Origin of the sequence: Thermolongibacillus altinsuensis, assembly GCF_004341205.1 — a bacterium.
In the GTDB taxonomy this organism is placed as follows: Bacteria; Bacillota; Bacilli; order Bacillales; family Anoxybacillaceae; genus Thermolongibacillus; species Thermolongibacillus altinsuensis.
The window spans coordinates 49232-70081 of the sequence record NZ_SLUL01000001.1 but is presented as its reverse complement, the minus strand read 5'-3'; the positions used below and the strand labels follow the sequence as shown (position 1 = coordinate 70081).

The window sequence follows — 20850 nt, the reverse complement described above, 5'->3', positions numbered from 1 at the left end:
AACTAAATAAATTATAAAACGTTTTCATAGCAGAATGCAATAAAAAAACTGTGACAATTTATCGTCACAGTTAGGCGCGCGGATGATATTGTTTATATACATCTTTTAATCTCGTTTTTGTCACATGCGTATAAATTTGTGTCGTCGAAATATCGGCATGTCCAAGCATTTCCTGCACCGCACGCAAATCGGCTCCATTTTCAAGCAGATGGGTCGCAAACGAATGGCGTAACGTATGTGGCGTTAGCTCTTTTTGAATGTTTGCTTCTCGAGCTAATTTTTTTAAAATTTTCCAACAACCTTGGCGGGTCAAGCGCTCACCATGGTGGTTTAAAAAGAGCGCATCGGTCGCTGTTTTTTTTCGCTTTAGCAGCTCAGGACGAGCCAACTCAATATATGTTTTTAATGCCTCCGTCGCCATGCGCCCGATCGGAACGATCCGCTCTTTGCTGCCTTTTCCGAAGCACCGAATAAACCCCATCGTTAAATGAACATCCGAAAGATTTAACTGAATTAACTCGCTGACACGAATGCCTGTCGCATAAAGCAGTTCGAGCATTGCCTTATCACGAATCCCAAACGGAGTATTCGTCTTTGGCGCTTCCAATAACGCCTCCACTTCTTGCATCGTTAATACTTTCGGCAACGTACGCTCCAGCTGAGGAGTTTCAATATGAACGGACGGATCATGATCAGTCGCCTTATCACGCAATAAAAACTGATGAAACGAGCGAATCGATGCGATATGTCTAGCGATCGTTTTCGGAGAACATCCGTTTTCTTTTAAAAATTTTAAAAATTGCATGATATGTAAACGAGACACATCGTTTAAAGATGAAAGCTGCTCAACGTTTTGCAAGTAATGAATATATTTTTTTAAATCGCGCTCATACGAAACGATCGTATTATGAGCTAAATTACGTTCAACGATTAAATAATGAATAAAATCTTTTAATTGATCTTCCACGGCCTCTCTACTCCCCGTTTTGATAGAAAAACAATAAGCGGTCAAACCAATTGTATTCTTGTCGTTCGGTCGTTGACACTTTTATCGCTGAGCCCATCGGCTCATCGTATCGGCGATAGTAGTTGTATTCTTCATTGATCCACACAATACCATAATAAAATAAAATGGTACAACCCGTAAATAAAAGAAATACTTTCAAGAGATCAAAAAGAAGCGTGAACCATTTCATCGCAATCCTCCACCTTATCGTTGTTAGTAGAGGATATGCCAGCTTCGCGCTATTTTATACAACAAAAGTACAAAAACCTTTTCATAACTGAAAAGGTTTTACTCGCTTTCTTCTTTTTCTTGGCAACGATGACAAATGCCATGAAATGTGAGACGATGATCTTTAATTTTAAACTTCCATTCTCGTTCGACAATCGCTTCAACATCTTCTAAAAGGTCCTCTTGAATTTCATCGACCGCTCCACATTCGATACAAACTAAGTGATGATGGAAATGTGCCGCACCTTCTTTGCGAAGATCGTAGCGGGAAACGCCATCTCCAAAGTTAATTTTGTCGACAATTTTCAACTCCGTTAACAATTCAAGGGTGCGATATACTGTCGCTAATCCGATCTCTGGTGCTTTTTCTTTCACGAGGAGGTAGACATCTTCCGCGCTCAAATGATCTTCTTCATGTTCTAAAAGTACGCGAACGGTCGCTTCCCGTTGCGGCGTTAACTTATAGCTCGCAGCATGCAGTTGCTTTTTAATTCGCTCAAGTCGATTTTCCATCTTTTTTCCCTCCCTCGTTACTCACCATCATTATAACAAAAGAAAGGAAACTGTCAAAATAAAATTATTATAAATTGATAAATAAAATGATTATTAAATAATAATTATTATTTTTCTATCATTTGAATCACTTCTTTCATTAAAAACGGGGAAACATACGCTTCTAATGATGAGGCGACAAGCAGTGTCAAACTAAAGGCAAACATCGTCACCGTATAGCGCATCATCGCACGGAAAATCGGCTCATGTGTTCGCTTAATAAACTGATGGCGAATCATTTTTAATGAAAAAGCAATCGAAATTGCCGCCATCACCATAAAAACTGGAACGAGAACAAGGTTTTGCGGAACAACAGACACAAACGCCAGTAAAAAACCGTTCCATCCCATTTGATTGACCAAAAAACCGACAGTAAAACCGACAACCATTCCTTTTAAAAACAATAAAATTAGAATGAGCGGCAACCCGACGAGCGACATCGCTAAAATCCACATTAAACCAATATATTTAATGTTTTGAAAAAAGCTTTCCTTTAATAAATCATGGGAGCTCGCTAAGTTTCCTTCCGAAACCTGTCCAAAAAAACTCGTTAAATAGTAATACAAATCTTCTTTTTGACTAAAATTCAAACTGTTGACTACAATTGCCCCGAAAATGACTCCCATTAAAAATAGCACAACGGTAAACACATAAATCGAGTAATGTTCTTGCACGTGTTGTCTCCATATCGTCGCCAAAGATCGCTTTCGCATCGTTTCGTTCTCCTCCTACTTTCTCTCTTACTTAAATTGTATTGGCGAACGATCAATGTATGACGATAAAAAAAATAGCGATCTCCTCATTTGAGATCGCCAAGCGCTTTTTTTAGCTGCCAATATTGAATGGCATAAATCGTTTTCGCATCATAAATTTCTTTTCGTTCAATTAACTGTAACGCTTCATCTAATGTTACTTCCAACACATCAACAAATTCATCTTCATCAAGTGCCTGCTCTTCGTTCTTTTTGACAAGCTGCTCTGCTAAAAACACGTGAACGAGCTCATCAGCAAAACCGGGAGACGTATAAAAGGAATGAAGCGGGCGCATCACTTTGCATGCATACCCTGTTTCTTCTTCCAGTTCACGTCTTGCCGTTGCAATCGGCTCTTCTCCTTTTTCTAATTTTCCCGCTGGAATTTCAACGAGAACGCGGTCTAATGCTTTACGATATTGGCGAACGAGCACAATTTTTTCCTCGTCCGTCACCGCTAAAACGGCGACTGCCCCTGGATGTTTCACAATTTCGCGCTTGCTCGTTTGCCCGTTTGGCAGCAATACATCTTCAACATATACATCAATGACTTTTCCTGAAAAAATTTTCTCTTGACCGATCGTTTTTTCAACTAAATGATCCATGCCTGTCGCTCCTATCTAAAAAACTTCTTTTCTATTGTACTACAACTTTTGTCAACGATGACACGTTTTTGAAAATGTTGTATAGTGGAAGAAAAAAGGTGGGATCGCCATGAACAAACGACAACTCGGAAATTCGGATTTATATGTGAGCGAAATCGGCCTCGGCTGCATGTCGCTCGGAACAGATGAAGCAAAAGCAATCAAACTCATTCACGAAGCGTTAGAACTGGGAGTGAATTATTTAGATACGGCTGATCTTTACGACCGCGGATTAAACGAGGAGTTTATCGGCAAAGCGCTTAAAGGAAAGCGCCATGAAGTCATCATCGCCACGAAAGTAGGAAATCGTTGGCAAGAAGGAAAAGAAGGCTGGACGTGGGATCCATCGAAAGCTTACATTAAACAAGCGGTGAAAGAAAGCTTGCGCCGCTTGCAAACCGACTATATCGACTTATATCAACTGCACGGCGGCACGATCAATGACCCGATTGATGAAACCATTGAAGCGTTCGAGGAATTAAAACAAGAAGGAGTCATTCGCTACTATGGGATCTCTTCCATCCGTCCGAACGTCATTCGCGAATATGTGAAGCGGTCCAACATCGTCAGCGTCATGATGCAATATAGTTTGCTTGACCGTCGTCCAGAAGAGCTATTCCCGCTTTTGCACGAACATAATATTAGCGTCATCGCTCGCGGGCCTCTCGCCAAAGGGATTCTCACAGAACGGCCGCTTGAAATGGCGGGCGAAGACGTCAAAACAAACGGCTATCTCGACTATTCATACGAAGAAATTGAACAGCTTTTGCCGCGCATGAAAGCAGTAGCGAGCGACCTTTCGTTAACAACGATTGCCTTGCAATTTTGTTTAGCCCATCCTGTCGTTGCGGCCGTCATTCCTGGCGCAAGCCGCTTAGAACAACTGCGAGAAAATGTTGCCGCTCAATCCTCTCCTTTAAGCGCCGAGCAATATGATCGTTTAAAAGAAATGACGAAGCAATCGTTTTATCGCGATCATCGTTAAAGGCTGTCCGTAAGACAGCCTCTTATTTAAATTGGCGCCAATCTAAATCGCTTTCTTCAAGCAGCTCGGCAAATGATTTGTTTTTTTCGCGTTGACGCGCCTCTTCCCGTCGACGCGCTTCCTCTTCTTCTTTTTGCCGCTTTTCTTTTTCCTCCAATTCTTTTTGCTTTTCTTTTAATCGTTTCAAGACGTTTTCATTTAACATCTCTTGAAGCATTTTTCTTCCCTCCTTGCATGAAATTTTCACGCTTTCTCATACTAACAGCGAAGATGAACAAAGGAGTGAAAAAGATGGCGAAAAACGGAAGTCAAAAAGGCAAACCGACAGCCGATACAACTCAGCCTGTGATCGCAAAAGAAGAACTTAAAAAAGCGATCCATCCAACGAAAAGGCAAAACGCTCAACAGTAAATAAAGACAAGGAGGTCGAAGCGGCCTCCTATAAAATCTCTGTAATATTGTTCATATGTTCCTCAATCCACTTCAATGCTTCATCGAGCGAAACGAATGATTTCGTTTCAAACGTCATTTCATCTTGCAAAAGCCAAACATCCCGTCCATCCTCATGAAAACCAGCGACAGACCAGTGAAGCAAGCTATACGGATGATTTTCACACAAAAACGAAACCCATGTTTTTTCTTTTGCGATTTTATAGATCCGATTCAATTGGTCTTTCATCTTACCACTCTTTCCTATTTATATGTAAATATGTAATAATGATTTTATTTTATCGCAATATCGTTCAATAGAAAAGGGACCTCCGCAAAGAGCTCCCTTTACAGTTGATGATTTTTTGGCATGCGCTTACGATAAACGACATAGCTGCGGCCAAGATAGCGAAACGGCATGCTGAAGACATGAACTAATCGCGTAAATGGCCAGACGATAAAAATCGATAACGCGGCGACAATGTGGATTTTAAACCAAATTGGAACATCAACCATATAAGATGGGTCGGCTTGAAACATCAGCACACTGCGGAACCATGGACTAATCGTTGTGCGATAGTCAAATCCTTTTGAATCCACATTGAGCAAAGTGGAAGCCAATCCTGTTAACATCACGATCGCTAAAAGGAAGAGAACGAGAAAATCAGCTTTGCTGCTTGTCAATCGAATTCGTTTCACTGTTAGGCGGCGTTGCACTAAAATCGCCAAACCAATGATCGCCGCGACCCCTGCTGGAATTCCGAAACCGATCGCCATCGTATGATAAATTTCTTCGGAAATTCCAATCGCATCATAAAACGATTTTGGGATTAAAATTCCCATGACATGTCCAACAAATACGAAGAGGATGCCCCAGTGAAACAGTACGCTGCCAAAACGCAGGCTTTTTTTCTCAAGAAATTCACTTGATTTCGTCGTCCAACCAAATTGATCATGATTGTAGCGATAAATATGTCCGCCGATGAAAATCGTTAACACGATATAAGGGAAAAATCCCCAAAGAAATTGATCGAGCATCTTTACACACTCCCTTCCGCTGCTTTTCGAACGCCGATCTCTTCAAGCGCCATGAATAAGACGTCAAACAAAATCGCATAGTAACTTTCTGCCGCAATCAGTTGCCGGCGAATTTCGGAAATGCTGTTGAAATATTTTTGCATGATCGAAGCGACGTATGTTTGTTCAGCTTGCGAAGCAAATTCAAGCATTAGCGGCAAGTAATCGGGAAGCTCTCGCTCGGTCACTTCAAATCCGGCTGCTTTGTATACTTGTTTTAGTTCAAGCAACTCAATTCCCCGTTCGCGTTGTTCCCCTGTATTCATATATGTGACATACAAATTTGTTTTTTTGCCAAAATCAAACGTATACACATACGATTCGATCAGTTCGTTTGGATCAACGCTTTTGACATAATCAATAAACTTGTTTGTATTTTGGACGATTTGCCGATGCGGCAAATCGCCGATTATGTCCATGCAATCGTCAAGCCCTTCTCTCCACTGCTCATCCGGATAAGACAATAAATATGAAATGACTTGAAACACCGTTTGTGCATGGGCGTAATCCATTGCCATCATCTCCTTATTATGAAAGTGTGCCGCAAGAGCCTGGTCCCCCAGCAAACGATAAACCACATATACCTTGTTCCGCATATAAGTCGGCCACTTGTTCGCGATGAGATGCTGGAATGACAAAACGATCATGGTATTTCGCAATGGCTAGCAAACGATACATTTCTTCAATATCTTTCGCGCTTAATCCAAGCGATTGAATCATCTCGATATTCGGTGTTTGATTCGTTTGCACCGCTCTCATATAAATGCGCATGGCCGCCATTTTTTTCAAAACTGTGCGAATATGATGTTGATCCCCCGCGGTTAGCAAATTCGCTAAATATTCAATTGGAATGCGCATTTGATCGATCGCAGGGAAAATATCGTATTCATGCGCTTCGCTTCCTTTTCCTTCAATCATGTTTGTAATCGGGCTAAGCGGCGGAATATACCAAACCATTGGCAGCGTTCGATATTCTGGATGAAGCGGAAGCGCAATTTTCCAGTCGACAATCATTTTATAAATCGGCGATTTTTGTGCAGCTTCGATCCATTGATGCGGAATGCCTTCTTCCTTTGCTTTTTGAATGACTTCAGGGTCGTTTGGATTTAAGAAAATCGATAATTGCGCCTCATATAAACTTTTTTCATCCGTTACGCTTGCCGCTTCTTTTACTTGATCGGCATCGTATAACATCACGCCGAGATACCGCACTCGGCCAACGCAAGTTTCCGAACAAATCGTTGGCATTCCCGCTTCGAGTCTTGGGAAACAAAGCGTACACTTTTCGGCTTTGCTCGTTTGCCAGTTAAAATAAACTTTTTTGTACGGACAGCTCGATACGCAATAGCGCCAAGCGCGGCATGCATTTTGGTCAACGAGAACAATTCCGTCTTCATCGCGTTTATACATCGCGCCTGATGGGCAGCTCGACACGCAAGGCGGGTTGATACAATGTTCACAAATGCGCGGCAAGTACATCATGAATACATTTTCAAATTCGGTCTTAATTGAATTTTCCATTTTTGCGACGTTTGGGTCTTCTAACGCAGTTACGTGAGCACCTGCTAAGTCATCTTCCCAGTTCGGTCCCCATTTTAATTCCATAAATTCGCCTGTTAATGCCGATTTTGGACGCGCCACAGGCTGATGTTTTTTCTCCGGGCTGTTGGTTAATGTTTCGTAATCGTAGTTCCAAGGCTCATAATAATCATCAATCGTCGGTAAGTTCGGATTGTAAAATAAGTTCAATAGCCGGTTCGCTTTCGAACCTGATTTTAGTTGCAATTCACCGTTTTTTAATTCCCAGCCGCCTTTATATTTTTCTTGATCTTCCCATTTTTTCGGATAACCGATTCCAGGTTTTGTTTCAACATTGTTGAAATACATATATTCAGCACCTGGACGGTTTGTCCAGGTGTTTTTGCATGTAACGCTGCATGTGTGGCAGCCGATACATTTATCTAAATTCATCACCATGCCGATTTGCGCTTTAATCTTCAAGCCAATCAACCTCCTTCAACTTACGAATGATGACATTCAAGTCGCGTTGGTTTCCGGTTGGACCATAGTAGTTAAATCCGTAACTGAGCTGCGCATATCCGCCGATCATATGAGTTGGTTTGACATGAATCCGAGTAGGGCTATTGTGCGTACCGCCGCGATTATTCGTTAATTTCGAACCAGGAACGTTAATATGGCGATCTTGCGCATGGTGCATAAACGCCATTCCTCTAGGTATGCGATGCGAAACAACGGCACGCGCAACGACAACACCGTTACGGTTGAAGCATTCAATCCAGTCGTTATCTTGAATGCCTGCTTCTTTTGCATCGTCTTTGTTTAACCAAATGGTTGGTCCGCCGCGGAATAACGTCAGCATCGGTTGCGAATCAAAATACATGCTATGAACGGACCATTTGTTATGCGGTGTTAAATAGTTTAATGTGATTTCTTTTCCTTCGATTTCCGGACGATTTTTCTTAAACGGCTTATGCTGTAAAATCGGTTTAAATGTTGCCATCGTTTCTCCAAACTCTTGCATTAACTCGTGATCCACATAGAACGATTGACGGCCGGTTAACGTGCGCCATGGGATGAGTCGTTCAACGTTCGTTGTAAACGGCGAATAACGTCGGCCGCCTTTTTCCGAACCGCTGAATGCTGGAGAAGTGATGACGGTTTTTGGCTGCGCTGTAATTTGCTCAAATGTAAAGCATTCTTCTTCTCGCTCGGCTGCTAAATCTTTTAAGCGCAAATTTGTTTTCTTTTCAAGCGACTCCCATGCTTTGACAGCAACACGTCCGTTTGTTGTCGATGAAAGAGTTAAAATGGCTTCCGCTACCTTTTTCGCTTCGCTAATGTCTGGACAGCCGTTCGCAACGGAAGCACCGCTCACGGTCCCTAGCGTTTTTTTCAATTTTTCATATTCCTCTTCAACCGACCATGTCATTCCTTTCACGCCGTAAGGAGCTTTCACGACATTTGGTCCAAGCGCCGTCATCTTTTCAAAAATTTTCGTATAATCGCGTTCAACGACATGGATTTGCGGCATGGTTTTTCCTGGGATTGGCTCACATTCGCCTTTGCTCCAGTCTTTTACTTTTCCTAATGGCTGGGCCAATTCTTGCGGCGTATCATGAAGAATCGGCGTCGCGACAACTTCTTTGACAGGCCCCATGCCAATTTCTTCCGCTAATTTCGATACCGCTTCAGCAAGAGATTTAAAAATATCCCAGTCTGAACGCGCTTCCCACGGCACCTCAATCGCTGGATTAAACGGATGAATAAACGGATGCATGTCTGTGCTGCTTAAATCATGTTTTTCATACCAAGTAGCCGCCGGCAATACGATATCCGAATATAATGCCGTTCCAGCCATCCGGAAATCTAAGTTAATTAATAAATCTAATTTTCCTTCCGGAGCTTCATCGCGCCATTGAATTTCTTCCGGACGCAAGCTATCTTTGTCGTCGTTCATTAAACCGTGGGTTGTTCCAAGCAAGTGCTTTAAGAAATATTCATGTCCTTTTCCGGAACTTGAAATTAAGTTCGCACGCCATACAATTAAGTTTCTCGGGAAGTTTTTCTCGTTATCTGGATCTTCAATCGCAAAGCGCAACTTCTTCTCTTTCAATTGCTGAGCGATGTATTTTCCGATTTCCTCCGGCGTTTTCGCTCCAGAAGCAACCGCTTCGTTGTAAAGATCGATTCCGTTTTTCTCAAATGTCGGATAAGACGGAAGCCAACCCAATCGTGCCGCAAGCACGTTGTAATCCGCATAATGTTGATAACGTGCTTCTTTCACAAGCGGCGATACAAGTTGACCGACTGGTGTATCTTCATAGCGCCATTGGTCCGTTGCAAAGTAATAGAAAGATGTACCGTTTTGCAACTTCGGAGGCATTTGCCAGTCGCGCGCCATCGCAATCGTTTGCCACCCCTCAACTGGCCGCAATTTTTCTTGACCAACGTAATGTGCCCAGCCGCCACCGTTGACCCCTTGTGCTCCAACGAATAAGACAAGATTTAAAACGGCGCGATAAATCGTATCGGAGTTAAACCAATGGTTAATTCCTGCTCCGACGATAATCATTGAACGGCCTTTTGTATCGATTGCATTTTGAGCAAACTCGCGCGCAATTTTAATGACGAGTTCACGTTTGACTCCTGTAATGCTTTCTTGCCATGCCGGAGTGAATGGAATCGCATCATCGAATGTTTTGGCAACATTTCCACCGATTCCGCGATCGACGCCGTAATTGGCAAGCACTAAATCGTACACCGTTGTAACGTACAATTCACCTGTTTCCGTTTGAACTTTCTTCATCGGAACGGCGCGTTCTAAAATTTGATTTCCCTCATGAGAGAAATACGGAATTTGAATCGTTACAATTTCATCTTCGATTCCTAAAAGCGAAAGCCGTGGATCAATGGATTCGTTTGTTTCTTCGTCAACCATATGCAAATTCCATTTTCCTTTATCTTCCCAACGCGAACCAATCGTTCCGTTTGGAATCGCAAATGTGTTGGTTTTGTCGTTCCAAAGCGCCGGCTTCCACTCGCCGTTCGTTGTTTTTCGTCCGATATCGTTCGCATTAAGGAAACGATCCGCGATAAATTGGCCATTTTCTTGCTTTTTCAATGTGACAAGGAACGGGAAGTCTGTGTACTGTTTCACATAGTTGATGAAATAATCGACTTGCCGATCAACATAAAATTCTTTTAAAATGACATGGCCCATTGCCATCGCTAGCGCCCCGTCTGTTCCTTGCTTAACGCTCATCCAATCGTCGGCAAGCTTCGTCGATTCTGCAAAATCTGGGCTGATGGACACAACTTTTGTTCCTTTATAGCGCACTTCTGCTAGGAAGTGGGCATCTGGTGTACGCGTCATCGGAACGTTTGAACCCCATGTAATGATATAACCGGAATTGTACCAGTCACTGCTTTCCGGTACATCTGTTTGATCGCCCCAAATTTGCGGAGACGCTGGAGGTAAATCCGCATACCAATCATAGAAGCTTAAAATCGGACCGCCCATGAGCGACATGAATCGCGCACCTGCTGCGTGACTGATCATCGACATCGCTGGAATTGGCGAGAACCCAACGTTGCGGTCTGGTCCGTATTTGATGACGGTATAAAGCAAGGAAGTCGCAATAAGGTTTAGCACTTCATCCCATTCAGCCCGTACAAATCCGCCTTTTCCGCGCGCTTGTTTATAGCGCTTCGCCTTTTCTGGGTTTTCGACGATGCTTTTCCATGCTTCAAGCGGATTTTTATGTTCTTTTAACGCTTCGCGCCACATATTTAAAAGGACACCGCGCACATACGGATATTTCACGCGAAGCGGGCTATAAATATACCATGAGAAGCTTGCACCACGCGGGCAACCACGCGGCTCAAAATCAGGCATATCCGGCCCTGTTGTTGGATAATCCAGCTTCTGTCCTTCCCACGTGACGATTCCATCTTTTACGTAAATGTTCCAACTGCATGAACCTGTACAGTTTACTCCATGTGTCGAGCGAACGACTTTATCATGTTGCCATCTTCTTCGATACACATTTTCCCAGTCGCGATCTCCATATGTCACTTCGCTATGATCGTTCGCATGTCGTTCAATCGGCTTTACATATTTTAAACGCTTGAACAATGGTGATTTTTCCTTCACATCGCTCACTCCTTTATTCTCTGATTCCTTCTAAACCTAACTATAAAGAGGCTGAACATAAATAAATATGAGCTACCTCACATATTTTGCCGTTGTCACAAATATGTCGAAATATATAAAAAAGGCCGACTAAATCATTAGTCAGCCTTCTATTTCGTTCATTTTTTTCGCAAGTTCTTCTTTTTCTTCAGATGATAATAGCTTTTCTGCCATCGGGAAAAGAACGCATTCTTCTTTCGTAAAATGATCGGTTAAAATCATATAAGCGTTCATCACATAGGAAGCGAGTTCTCTCGCCTCATGGATGTCAATCGTTTCCGTTTTCTTTAAGAACGTCGAGATGTTTTCTTTCGCTTCATGATGTTCATATTCCATCACCGCAATCGGTCCAGATTCTCTGCCGATGTATCGAACCATCATAGGGAAAAGAACATCTTCTTCGCGACGAGAATGAGGATCGAGCTCTTGTAAAAATTGCTGCACATTTTCGCGTAAACGAACGAGCGCTTCGAGCACATTTTCTTCTTCCCCGTTATAAATTTTTTGTGCGGCAACAAATAACGCGTATTTTTTTTCATTTAACGGTCCGTGTTCTTCTTTTAACCGTTGTAAAGGCGGACATAATTCAACTTCTCCGTCTCCAATGATGCTGCATGGTGAAAATTCCATCGTTTCTCCCTCTTTCCTTTTACTATTTACATGTTTATTGTACAGGAGAATGCGCACGGGCTTGTGTGATGCGCATCACATCATTCAATCAAAAAATGAATATCGATTGACATTTTCACTCGATGTTACAGTATGACGAAGGACAGCTTTCACAATTAATTTGCCGCTTTAAATAATCTAAACTATGAATAATAATTTTCCGCCCTTTAAAGGAAACGATCCCTTTACTTTTCAATGCGTTCAATTCACGATTCACACTTTCACGCGATGTCGAACTGAAATTCGCTAAATCTTGGTGAGTAACCGGAACATCTAACAAAATGCCATCGCTCGTTTGCACGCCATAACTATTGGCCATGCGGATAAGGGTAGAGTAAAGCGCCCCTTTTTTTCCATACAATACGAGATCGCGAAATTTCGTATGTTGTTTTCGAAAATGATCGGTCATCATTTTTAAAAATTCCACCGCAAATTCCGGATTCGCGAGCAGCTCTTTTTCAATCGACTCGTTTTTAATGACGAGCACTTCGCTATCTTCCAATGCTCGACCGTTAAACAAATATCGTCCGTTATCGGAGAAGATCATCAATTCCCCAATGACCGCATTCGGTCCGCACAACCGTAAACAAAGCTCTTTTCCGTCACCGGAAAATTTGCTGATTTGAAATTTTCCAGACAGCACAACAAAAAAGTTCTCGCCCACTTGCCCTTCTTGAAATAAAAACGTTCCTTTTTTTACTTTGGCGGTCTTATACGCTAAGTTTTTTAATTGTTCGAAGTGTTTTTTGCTTAATATATTCGACATCATGCTGCCTCCTTCCTTAAGCAAAATATTTTTGATACAAGGAGCGCGCATCCATTAAATCTTTTGTGCCATGAATGAGCATTCTTCCGTCCGCAAACAAAACCGTGCGATGCCCTTCTAATTCGGTGATCATTAAATAATCATTGTATTGTACTTTTTGTCCGCTTGCTTTGATTTGTTGCGCCATTTCCTTTAAATCAAACGAATGAGGATGGCGAATTTGCACCGTTTCTCTTCCGCATAAAACGGCCATTTTTGCTTTTGGTTCTTGAAGCGATGGATACGATCGATGCTCTCCGCAAGAAGGACATTGCTTATTTTTTAATTTGTTCACTTTCAGAAAACGATGTTCATTTTTCCATAAATCAAACACAACGAGAGAATCCCGAATCGCTCGTTCATCTTCAACTAAAATTTTGAGCGCTTCTGCTGTTTGATAAGAAGCGACCATCTGAACCGTCGGTGCAATAATGCCAATGTTGTCACATGTCATATGATAAGAAGGCAAATGATGAACCAAGCAGCGAAAACAAGGCGTTTTTCCAGGGATCATCGCAAACGATAAGCCGTAACTTCCGACGCAAGCTCCATAAATCCAAGGAACGTTATATTTTTGAGCTAAATCATTGATTAGAAACCGCGTTTCAAAGTTATCGGTTCCATCGATCACGACATCGACACCTTGTTCAAAGATCGAAACGAATGGTTCATCATCGGCATCCATGACAAACGCACGTATTTCCACATCATGATTGATCGCTTCTAATCGCTGTTTTGCTGCAATCGCTTTTGGCAATCCGCTTTCGGCATCTTGTTCGCAGTATAGCGTTTGTCTTTGCAAATTTGTCCAATCCACATAGTCGCGATCAACAATCGTTAATTTTCCGACCCCTGCCCGCGTCAACAATTCGGCAGTTGCAGACCCAAGCGCGCCAACTCCGACAATGAGCACATGTTTGCTGCGAATTTTTTTCTGTCCTTCTTCGCCAATCGGCGAAAAAAGAATTTGTCGTGAATATCGCTCCATTGGTTACACCTCTTGGCGCTTAAAATTCCCGCTTTTTCCGCCTGTTTTTTCTACTAAATACGTTGGTCCGATGATAATCCCTTTATCAATCGCTTTGCACATATCGTAAATCGTTAACGCACAAATCGAAGCGGCGGTTAGCGCTTCCATCTCCACTCCTGTGCTCCCTTTCGTTTTTACAAACGTATCGATCATTAATTCATAGCGCTCTTCCTGACATCGCCATTGAAATTGAATATCTACACCTGTTAAAGAAATGGGATGGCACATCGGAATCAAATCGGCGGTTCGTTTCGCCGCCATAATGCCAGCCACTTGTGCAACCGCTAAAACATCGCCTTTTTCGATTTGCGCGTTTGTTATTTTTTCATACACTTCTTTAGAAACGATGACGCTTGAGACCGCATGTGCGGTACGAACCGTTTCGCTTTTATCGGAAATATCGACCATCTTCGCTCGTCCTTGCTCGTTTAAATGGGTTAATTTCATTTTTTCATCCTCCACTCACCGGGGGGATCAGAGCGACGACATCCCCTTCCCGAATGATTTCCTCATCAGTTGCAAATTCTTCGTTCACCGCAATCATGATCGAAGAAACGGATGAGAGCGAATAGTTTTTTTCCAGTTCTTCGCGCAGTTGACGAACGGTTATTTCTTGGTGAGGAAAAATGAGTTCCTGACGATTGAATTGTTCTTTTAAATGGGCAAATAGTAAAACACGAATCATTCCTCTCTCTCCTTCGGGAAACCGTTTTCGTATTTGATCGTTCCTTGTTGATTGCCGATCCACATTTCGCCATCTTCCCAATGTTCTTTTTTCCAAATTGGCACCATTTCTTTAATGCGCTCAATCGCATACCGATTCGCTTCATACGCATCGGCGCGATGAGGGGTCGAGACAGCGATCGCAACCGCTACATCCATAATTTCTAGACGGCCAATGCGATGGACAATCGCCACCTTCGCTTCCGGGAAGCGCTCCATAATTTCCGCACCGATTTGTTCAAGCTTTTTTTTGGCCATCGATTCATATGCTTCATATTCTAAATACAGCGTTTTTTTTCCGTTCGTTAATTCTCTTACCGTACCGATGAACGTGACAATCGCCCCCGCATTTCGATCCACAACCGCTTGAATGACACGCGAAACGTCAATCGGTTCTTTCACAATCGCAAACATGCTTTTCCCCCTTAACATAGTTCATGATCCATTGCATATACTTGTTTTCTTCTTGAATGAAAAACGAATTTCCTTGTTTTAACGGCATCCGGCTAATCGAAGCAACCACATTGGGCAGTTGTAATAAATGTACATCGCTTTCATCGCGAAGACAAACGATTTTTGGATAAGGAGAATGTTTAAATCCTTCGATGAGCAATAGATCGATTGCAAAATGGCGGTATAATTCGATTAGCTCCGAGAGATTCCAACCGTTTTTAGCTGTTGCCGTCAAAAGCAGCGTGCCGTCTCCTTCAACAGCGGAAACAACCGCTCCCGCTTCCCAATGACGCGTCGAATCTTTTTCCTTTGGAAGCGCCGGCTTCCCGCCATGTCCATGGTGTTTTAATGTCCCCACTTTATATCCTTGTTTCGTTAACTCTTTTACACACTTTTCAATCAGCGTCGTTTTTCCGCTATTTTGATATCCTACAACTTGTAAAATGATCATGGCCATTTCGGCGCTCCTTCTTCATCTTCAAGCAGCAGAACATCGACTTTCGTTCCCGCTTTAAAACCTCGCGATCCACCTGGTAAAACAAGCAAACTATTGGCTTGTACTAACGAAGAAACGATATTTGATTTATCTTTTCCAGCTGGTTCCACGTGTAACATTCCATCATCGTATGAAAGTTTGGCACGCACGAACCGAGTAAACGGATTCGTCTTTAAAAAATCCTCTTTTAAGATCGCTTGAACTTTCTTTAAATAGCAATTTTTTTGTCCGAGCATCGCTTTCAAAAACGGACGAACAAAAAGCTCAAAACCAACATAACATGCCGAAGGGTTTCCCGATAGTCCAAACAATACTTTTTTGTCGGCAACCGCAGCGGAGGTGACGCTTCCTGGACGCATGCCTACTTTATTGAACAATAATTGCGCTCCCAGTTTCTCGTACACGTTCGGAATATAGTCGAAATCACCAACCGATACGCCGCCCGTTGTCACGACGATATCCGCTTCTTGCATCGCTTTGGTTACCGCTTCGAATGTAGCCTCAAATGTATCTTTCACCTTTCCGTACACAATCGGTTCGCCGCCTGCTCGCCGTACTTGTGCTTTTAGCATATAGGCATTGCTGTTGCGAATTTTCCCTTTTTCAAGCGGTTCGTAAACTTCAAGCAATTCACTTCCTGTCGCAATGATCGCGACTTTTGGTCTTTTCATCACCGGTACGCGATAATAACCAAACGTGGCAAGAACCGCCACGACTCCCGGATTGATCACGGTTCCTTTTTCAACGAGTAAACAGCCTTCTTGCATATCTTCGCCGATTCGCGAAATATTTTCTCCTTCTGCAACTCTTCGTTTGATTTGCACAAACGTCTTCCCGTCTTTGATCACTTCTTGCGTTAATTCCACCATAATGACGGCATTTGCACCATCTGGAATCGCGGCACCCGTCATGATTTTAACGGCTTGATGCGGTTCGATGGGCCCTTCCCAAACCGAACCGGCTCCGACGGTTCCAACGACTTCTAACAACACAGGTGTAGAAGCAGACGCGTTTTCCGTCGCAGCTGCACAAATGGCATATCCATCATACGGTGAACGGTCAAACCAAGGAACGTCCGTCGTCGCTTTTATATCTTCCGCCAACGCTCGACCAAAGCTTTCTTCAATCGACACATACTCTTTTTCGCCTTCATAACTCCATTTCATTACCCGTTCAATCGCTTCTTCCACTTTTATCGGTTTTCGCACGTTTCTCCATCCCTTTCCCCAACTGCTTCTATCTATGTCCACTATACTATACAGCTTTCTTAAATAGTGTGATGCACGTCACAAAACAAGTACGTAACGTGATCATTTTCACACTTTCTTCATTTTTTGCTAAATAAATAAAGAGGCTTTTTTGAAAGGGCCTCTTTTCATCCAATAAATCGTTCATATTCCTCTTTTGTGTTAATATTAACAAACGCCCGTTCATCCATTAAATCAACATAGTTTACATGACAAACGGAAAGAAAGCGATGCATGCTCAGTTCGTTTTTCTCCAACATGGATTGTATTTTTTCCTTCACGCGATCATGGTACATGGCGATCAGAGGCTGAATCTGTCCATTCACTCGCGGAACAATCGCTTCCCACCGTTCATTTTGATGCGATTGCAACGCCTTGATCATCCTTGCATTCATAAAAGGCGTATCGCACGGCAAAACGATGTACCACTTCGCCTCGCATTGAGACATCGCCGAAAACAGTCCAGCAAGAGGTCCTTTTCCTTTGTATTTTTTTAAATCTTCAATGAATGAAACATGTTCCATAACCGGTAAATGTTCCATGAACTCTGGTCGGGTTACAACCACAATTTCTTCAACCACATGCTGCAATGCTTCAACGCTATATAAAATAAATTCCTTTCCATCCCTTTTCGCGAACGCTTTCGGTTCGCCAAATCGTCTCGACTGTCCGCCCGCTAAAACGATGCCGACAATCTCTTTCATTGGCGCTGAAGCTCCCATACAAGATGACGAAGTTCCGGCAAAATCAATTTCTCCATCGCAAGACGCACCGCATTCGTTGAGCCGGGCATGCAAAAAACAATCTTTCTTTCGATCGTTCCGGCGATCGCTCGGCTTAGCATCGAAGCGCTGCCGATTTCTTCATAACTTAAGAAACGAAACAACTCACCGAAGCCTACCATTTCTTTTTCAAGCAGCTCTTGCACGGCTTCCACAGTCACATCTCGCTTCGTAAATCCCGTTCCGCCGTTCATTAAAATCACATCCACTTCCGCACCGGCTGATTGAATGGCCGCTTGAATCGCCTCGCGATCATCTTTCACAATTTCATAATCTACGACATTCATTTGTTCGCGCTTTAATAAATCGATGATGAGCGCGCCGCTTTGATCTGTTTCTTTCGTTCGAGTATCGGAAACGGTCACTACTTTGCAGCGAACCGGACAGGTTGCTTTGCTTTTATGATCGATTACGCCCATCTGTTTTCACCTCATCCACCAATATAAGACATTTCAATGCGTTTTCCTTTCAATGTGGTGTTTTTTCCTCTCTCTTCGGAATAGCGATCATGGCGAGTTTCCCAAATGCGTCGAATCTGCGCGATGATTTCTTCATCGGTTGCTCCATTGCGCATGTTTTTTAATAAATCTGCGCCATCGGTTGCAAATAAACACGTGTACAACTTCCCCTCCGCCGATATGCGACATCGCGTACAATCTGAACAAAATGCTGCCGACACCGAAGAAATAAATCCAACCTCGATATTGGTGCCGACGTAACGATATCGCTTCGCTACTTCGCCAACATAATTCGCTTCAAGCGGCTCCAACGGCATTTCTTTCGTGATCATCTCATAAATTTCTTTGCTCGTGACTACTTCATCTAGCTTCCACCCGTTTAATGAACCGACATCCATAAATTCAATAAAGCGAAGCGTTACACCTTTTTCTTTAAAAAAACGCGCCATCGGCAAAATTTCCGAATCATTCATTCCTTTTTTGACAACCATGTTTATCTTTACGGCTAGACCTTGTGCAAGCGCTTCATCGATTCCTTCTAAAATAACCTCCGATTTAACCCCTCTTCCATTCATCACAGCAAAAATATCGTTATTTAACGCATCTAAACTGACGTTGACTCGCTTCATTCCTGCCTCTTTTAACCGCCGCGCATATTGCTTCAACAAAAATCCGTTGGTCGTCAACGAAATGTCTTGAATTCCTTCGATTTCTTTTAACATCGAAATTAAAACATCGATATCTTTACGCAACAACGGTTCTCCGCCCGTCAAGCGAATTTTTCGTACCCCAAGGCGCGCAAAAATGTTCGCTAACCGAACAATTTCTTCAAACGTCATTAAATGCTCCCGCTTCATAAAGCAATACTGTTGTCCTTCCGTTTCAGGCATGCAGTAAATACAACGAAAATTACAACGATCCGTCACGGAAATACGCAAATCTAAAAGCGGTCGTTTATAGGCATCATATAACATTCATAATCCCTCATTTCGCTTCACAGGTCTATCCATATGTTATAAAAAAGAAAGAAAAACAAATGTGAGGCGCGTCACACTTATTGGAATGTTCATAAAATATTCAAGACAAAAGAAAAAGACGATCCGGAGGAAGATACAATTTTCTTTCATGTGACAACACGGCATGCAGCTCATTCGTTGGAACGGTGACATGCAATGTAAAATGTTTCGTTTGAACAGTCAAATCATGCGCATGCATGTTCGGAATACACTCTACAATTTCATAGTCAAAGGTGTTATAAGATTGTTCCTCAACAAAACGAATATGATGTGAATGAATGCCAAGAAACCGCGGATGAGCTCGTTCCTTTTTCCGCGGAACCATAATTTTCGCTCCGTTTACATAACAGCTGATTTCCTCATCGATCGCTACTGAATCAAGCGGCCAAACGTTTTTACAGCCAACAATTTTCGCTGCCTTCACATTGGACGGTTCGTTCAACACTTGTTGTTTATCGCCCACTTGCACGACTTTGCCTTCATCGTACAGAATAAGCTGATCGCATAAACGATACGCTTCTTCCATATTGTGCGTGACTAGTAGGACAACACCTGCAAAATTTTCTTTAATAAATAAAAGAAATTCTTTTTCAAGCAGCTGTTTGGTATGATGATCCAAAGCCGAAAACGGTTCGTCCAACAATAAAACATCGGGTTCTGTCACAAGGGTTCTGGCAAGAGCGACACGCTGTTGCTGCCCGCCGGACAGCTGAGCAGGATAATGATGTTCGTAACCGTTTAGCTTTATTTTTTCGATCATCGTTGCTACTTTTTGTTCTACTTCTTCTCTCGGTTTTCCTTTCAGGCCAAACGCAATATTTTGACTTACGGTTAAATGGGGAAAAAGCGCGTAATTTTGAAACATATACCCGATCTTTCGATATCGCGTTTTCATATTGATCTTTTGGCTCGAATCAAAAAACACGCGTTCATTTAACCTGATCAAACCTTCATCGGGCGATTGAAGTCCCGCGATACATTGCAGCGTTAAGCTTTTTCCACAGCCCGATGAACCTAAAATGCCAGCAATTCCTTTTTCAATTGTAAATGCCACATCAAGGGTAAAATGCGGGAAAGATTTTTTAATCGCTACGTGAAGCATGGAATGATCGTTCACCTCGAATGATTCGTTTCTCTAATCGTTTGATGACATATAACAACGTCACAGACACAATGGTCATGATCATCACTAACAAATTAGCTAACTTTTGATTCCCTGCTAGCAACGCATCGTAAATCGCGATCGGCATCGTCATCGTCTCGTTTGGAATGCTTCCCGCCACCATTAACGTTGCCCCGAAATCGCCTAGCGATCGCGCAAAAACGAGCGTAATCCCTGAAACAATTCCGCGCCAAGACAGTGGAATAATGACCGTAAAAAAAATATTCCATTCGGAACGGCCTAACACTCGGGCGGCATTCAGCAAATTCGGTTCAATACTTGCAAATGCCGTTCGTGCTGATTTTATAAAAAAAGGAATCGAAACGACGAAAGCAGCGATGACCGCTCCAGTCGGTGTAAATACGATGAGAAGTCCTAATTTCTCCTCTAAAAACTTCCCCAATGCGCTTTGTCGTCCGAATAAAACAAGTAAATAATAACCAAGAACGGTCGGAGGCAACACAACTGGCAATGTGATAAGCGCATCGACCATATCCGCGATTTTTCCGTTTGAACGGCTTAAATAATAAGAAATCGGTAAACCGATGATCACGGCCAGCACGGTGGCGATCGTTGATACTTTTAACGACAAAAATAAAGGAAATAAGTTGACGTTTTCCACC

Annotated in this window: 25 protein-coding genes; 1 reads left to right on the top strand and 24 read right to left on the bottom strand. The window is 42.7% G+C overall.

Annotation, left to right across the window (positions count from 1 at the left end; translation table 11 throughout):
• Positions 1–70: 70 nt before the first annotated feature.
• The 5 genes from xerD to EDD69_RS00335 all read right to left on the bottom strand — a co-directional run bounded on the left by xerD (position 71) and on the right by EDD69_RS00335 (position 3143).
• Positions 71–967 (bottom strand): site-specific tyrosine recombinase XerD, encoded by an 897-nt coding sequence (gene xerD / locus EDD69_RS00355; RefSeq protein WP_132946984.1) that lies wholly within the window; start codon positions 965–967, stop codon positions 71–73.
• A 7-nt stretch (positions 968–974) separates the two neighbouring features.
• A complete protein-coding gene (locus EDD69_RS00350; protein WP_132946983.1) occupies positions 975–1196 on the bottom strand; it encodes a YqzK family protein in 222 nt (73 codons plus the stop codon).
• A 98-nt stretch (positions 1197–1294) separates the two neighbouring features.
• Positions 1295–1747, bottom strand: a complete 453-nt coding sequence (fur, locus tag EDD69_RS00345) for a ferric iron uptake transcriptional regulator (protein WP_132946982.1) — start codon at positions 1745–1747, stop codon at positions 1295–1297.
• A gap of 107 nt (positions 1748–1854) precedes the next feature.
• The gene (gene spoIIM, locus EDD69_RS00340; RefSeq protein WP_132946981.1) at positions 1855–2499 is read right to left on the bottom strand and encodes a stage II sporulation protein M; all 645 of its coding nucleotides are present in this window, start codon (positions 2497–2499) and stop codon (positions 1855–1857) included.
• A gap of 86 nt (positions 2500–2585) precedes the next feature.
• The gene (locus EDD69_RS00335) at positions 2586–3143 is read right to left on the bottom strand and encodes an NUDIX hydrolase (RefSeq protein WP_132946980.1); all 558 of its coding nucleotides are present in this window, start codon (positions 3141–3143) and stop codon (positions 2586–2588) included.
• Positions 3144–3252: 109 nt separating this feature from the next.
• Between EDD69_RS00335 and EDD69_RS00330 the strand changes: the two genes are divergently transcribed.
• Positions 3253–4167 (top strand): aldo/keto reductase, encoded by a 915-nt coding sequence (locus tag EDD69_RS00330; RefSeq protein WP_132946979.1) that lies wholly within the window; start codon positions 3253–3255, stop codon positions 4165–4167.
• A 22-nt stretch (positions 4168–4189) separates the two neighbouring features.
• Here EDD69_RS00330 and EDD69_RS00325 read toward each other — a convergent pair whose 3' ends face one another.
• The 19 genes from EDD69_RS00325 to modB form a co-directional block, all read right to left on the bottom strand.
• On the bottom strand, positions 4190–4384 hold the full coding sequence (locus EDD69_RS00325) for a DUF3886 domain-containing protein (RefSeq protein WP_132946978.1): 195 nt from the start codon (positions 4382–4384) through the stop codon (positions 4190–4192).
• Between the two features lie 222 nt (positions 4385–4606).
• Positions 4607–4846, bottom strand: a complete 240-nt coding sequence (locus EDD69_RS00320) for a DUF2552 family protein (RefSeq protein WP_132946977.1) — start codon at positions 4844–4846, stop codon at positions 4607–4609.
• 98 nt (positions 4847–4944) lie between these two features.
• Entirely contained in the window at positions 4945–5634 is a 690-nt protein-coding gene (narI, locus tag EDD69_RS00315; RefSeq protein ID WP_132946976.1) for a respiratory nitrate reductase subunit gamma, read from the bottom strand.
• Between the two features lie 2 nt (positions 5635–5636).
• A complete protein-coding gene (narJ, locus tag EDD69_RS00310) occupies positions 5637–6185 on the bottom strand; it encodes a nitrate reductase molybdenum cofactor assembly chaperone (protein ID WP_132946975.1) in 549 nt (182 codons plus the stop codon).
• A gap of 16 nt (positions 6186–6201) precedes the next feature.
• Positions 6202–7674, bottom strand: coding sequence for a nitrate reductase subunit beta (narH, locus tag EDD69_RS00305; RefSeq protein WP_132946974.1), 1473 nt, complete (start codon positions 7672–7674; stop codon positions 6202–6204).
• Positions 7664–11347 carry a nitrate reductase subunit alpha gene (locus EDD69_RS00300; protein ID WP_132946973.1) on the bottom strand — a complete coding sequence of 1228 codons (3684 nt, stop codon included), beginning with the start codon at positions 11345–11347 and terminating at the stop codon, positions 7664–7666. The genes narH and EDD69_RS00300 overlap by 11 nt, the downstream gene beginning before the upstream one ends.
• 141 nt (positions 11348–11488) lie before the next feature.
• Positions 11489–12016 carry a hemerythrin domain-containing protein gene (locus EDD69_RS00295; RefSeq protein WP_132946972.1) on the bottom strand — a complete coding sequence of 176 codons (528 nt, stop codon included), beginning with the start codon at positions 12014–12016 and terminating at the stop codon, positions 11489–11491.
• A gap of 115 nt (positions 12017–12131) precedes the next feature.
• Positions 12132–12821 (bottom strand): Crp/Fnr family transcriptional regulator, encoded by a 690-nt coding sequence (locus EDD69_RS00290; protein WP_132946971.1) that lies wholly within the window; start codon positions 12819–12821, stop codon positions 12132–12134.
• A gap of 16 nt (positions 12822–12837) precedes the next feature.
• Positions 12838–13848, bottom strand: a complete 1011-nt coding sequence (locus tag EDD69_RS00285; RefSeq protein WP_004889675.1) for a ThiF family adenylyltransferase — start codon at positions 13846–13848, stop codon at positions 12838–12840.
• Between the two features lie 3 nt (positions 13849–13851).
• Complete coding sequence (moaC, locus tag EDD69_RS00280; RefSeq protein ID WP_035018562.1) at positions 13852–14337, bottom strand: cyclic pyranopterin monophosphate synthase MoaC; 486 nt, start codon at positions 14335–14337, stop codon at positions 13852–13854.
• A 4-nt stretch (positions 14338–14341) separates the two neighbouring features.
• A complete protein-coding gene (gene moaD, locus EDD69_RS00275; RefSeq protein WP_004889671.1) occupies positions 14342–14575 on the bottom strand; it encodes a molybdopterin converting factor subunit 1 in 234 nt (77 codons plus the stop codon).
• A complete protein-coding gene (locus EDD69_RS00270; protein WP_064221207.1) occupies positions 14572–15027 on the bottom strand; it encodes a molybdenum cofactor biosynthesis protein MoaE in 456 nt (151 codons plus the stop codon). Before EDD69_RS00270 ends, moaD begins: the two co-directional genes overlap by 4 nt.
• Positions 14999–15523 (bottom strand): molybdopterin-guanine dinucleotide biosynthesis protein B, encoded by a 525-nt coding sequence (mobB, locus tag EDD69_RS00265; protein WP_132946970.1) that lies wholly within the window; start codon positions 15521–15523, stop codon positions 14999–15001. The genes EDD69_RS00270 and mobB overlap by 29 nt, the downstream gene beginning before the upstream one ends.
• Positions 15514–16770 carry a molybdopterin molybdotransferase MoeA gene (locus EDD69_RS00260; RefSeq protein WP_081253685.1) on the bottom strand — a complete coding sequence of 419 codons (1257 nt, stop codon included), beginning with the start codon at positions 16768–16770 and terminating at the stop codon, positions 15514–15516. The genes mobB and EDD69_RS00260 overlap by 10 nt, the downstream gene beginning before the upstream one ends.
• 167 nt (positions 16771–16937) lie before the next feature.
• Entirely contained in the window at positions 16938–17513 is a 576-nt protein-coding gene (gene mobA / locus EDD69_RS00255) for a molybdenum cofactor guanylyltransferase (RefSeq protein WP_243643000.1), read from the bottom strand.
• Positions 17510–18010 (bottom strand): MogA/MoaB family molybdenum cofactor biosynthesis protein, encoded by a 501-nt coding sequence (locus tag EDD69_RS00250; RefSeq protein WP_035018556.1) that lies wholly within the window; start codon positions 18008–18010, stop codon positions 17510–17512. Before EDD69_RS00250 ends, mobA begins: the two co-directional genes overlap by 4 nt.
• Before the next feature lie 11 nt (positions 18011–18021).
• The gene (gene moaA, locus EDD69_RS00245; RefSeq protein ID WP_132946969.1) at positions 18022–19023 is read right to left on the bottom strand and encodes a GTP 3',8-cyclase MoaA; all 1002 of its coding nucleotides are present in this window, start codon (positions 19021–19023) and stop codon (positions 18022–18024) included.
• 103 nt (positions 19024–19126) lie between these two features.
• On the bottom strand, positions 19127–20167 hold the full coding sequence (locus tag EDD69_RS00240; protein ID WP_132946968.1) for a sulfate/molybdate ABC transporter ATP-binding protein: 1041 nt from the start codon (positions 20165–20167) through the stop codon (positions 19127–19129).
• Positions 20148–20849 carry a molybdate ABC transporter permease subunit gene (modB, locus tag EDD69_RS00235; protein WP_035019174.1) on the bottom strand — a complete coding sequence of 234 codons (702 nt, stop codon included), beginning with the start codon at positions 20847–20849 and terminating at the stop codon, positions 20148–20150. Before modB ends, EDD69_RS00240 begins: the two co-directional genes overlap by 20 nt.
• Between the last annotated feature and the right edge of the window lies 1 nt (position 20850).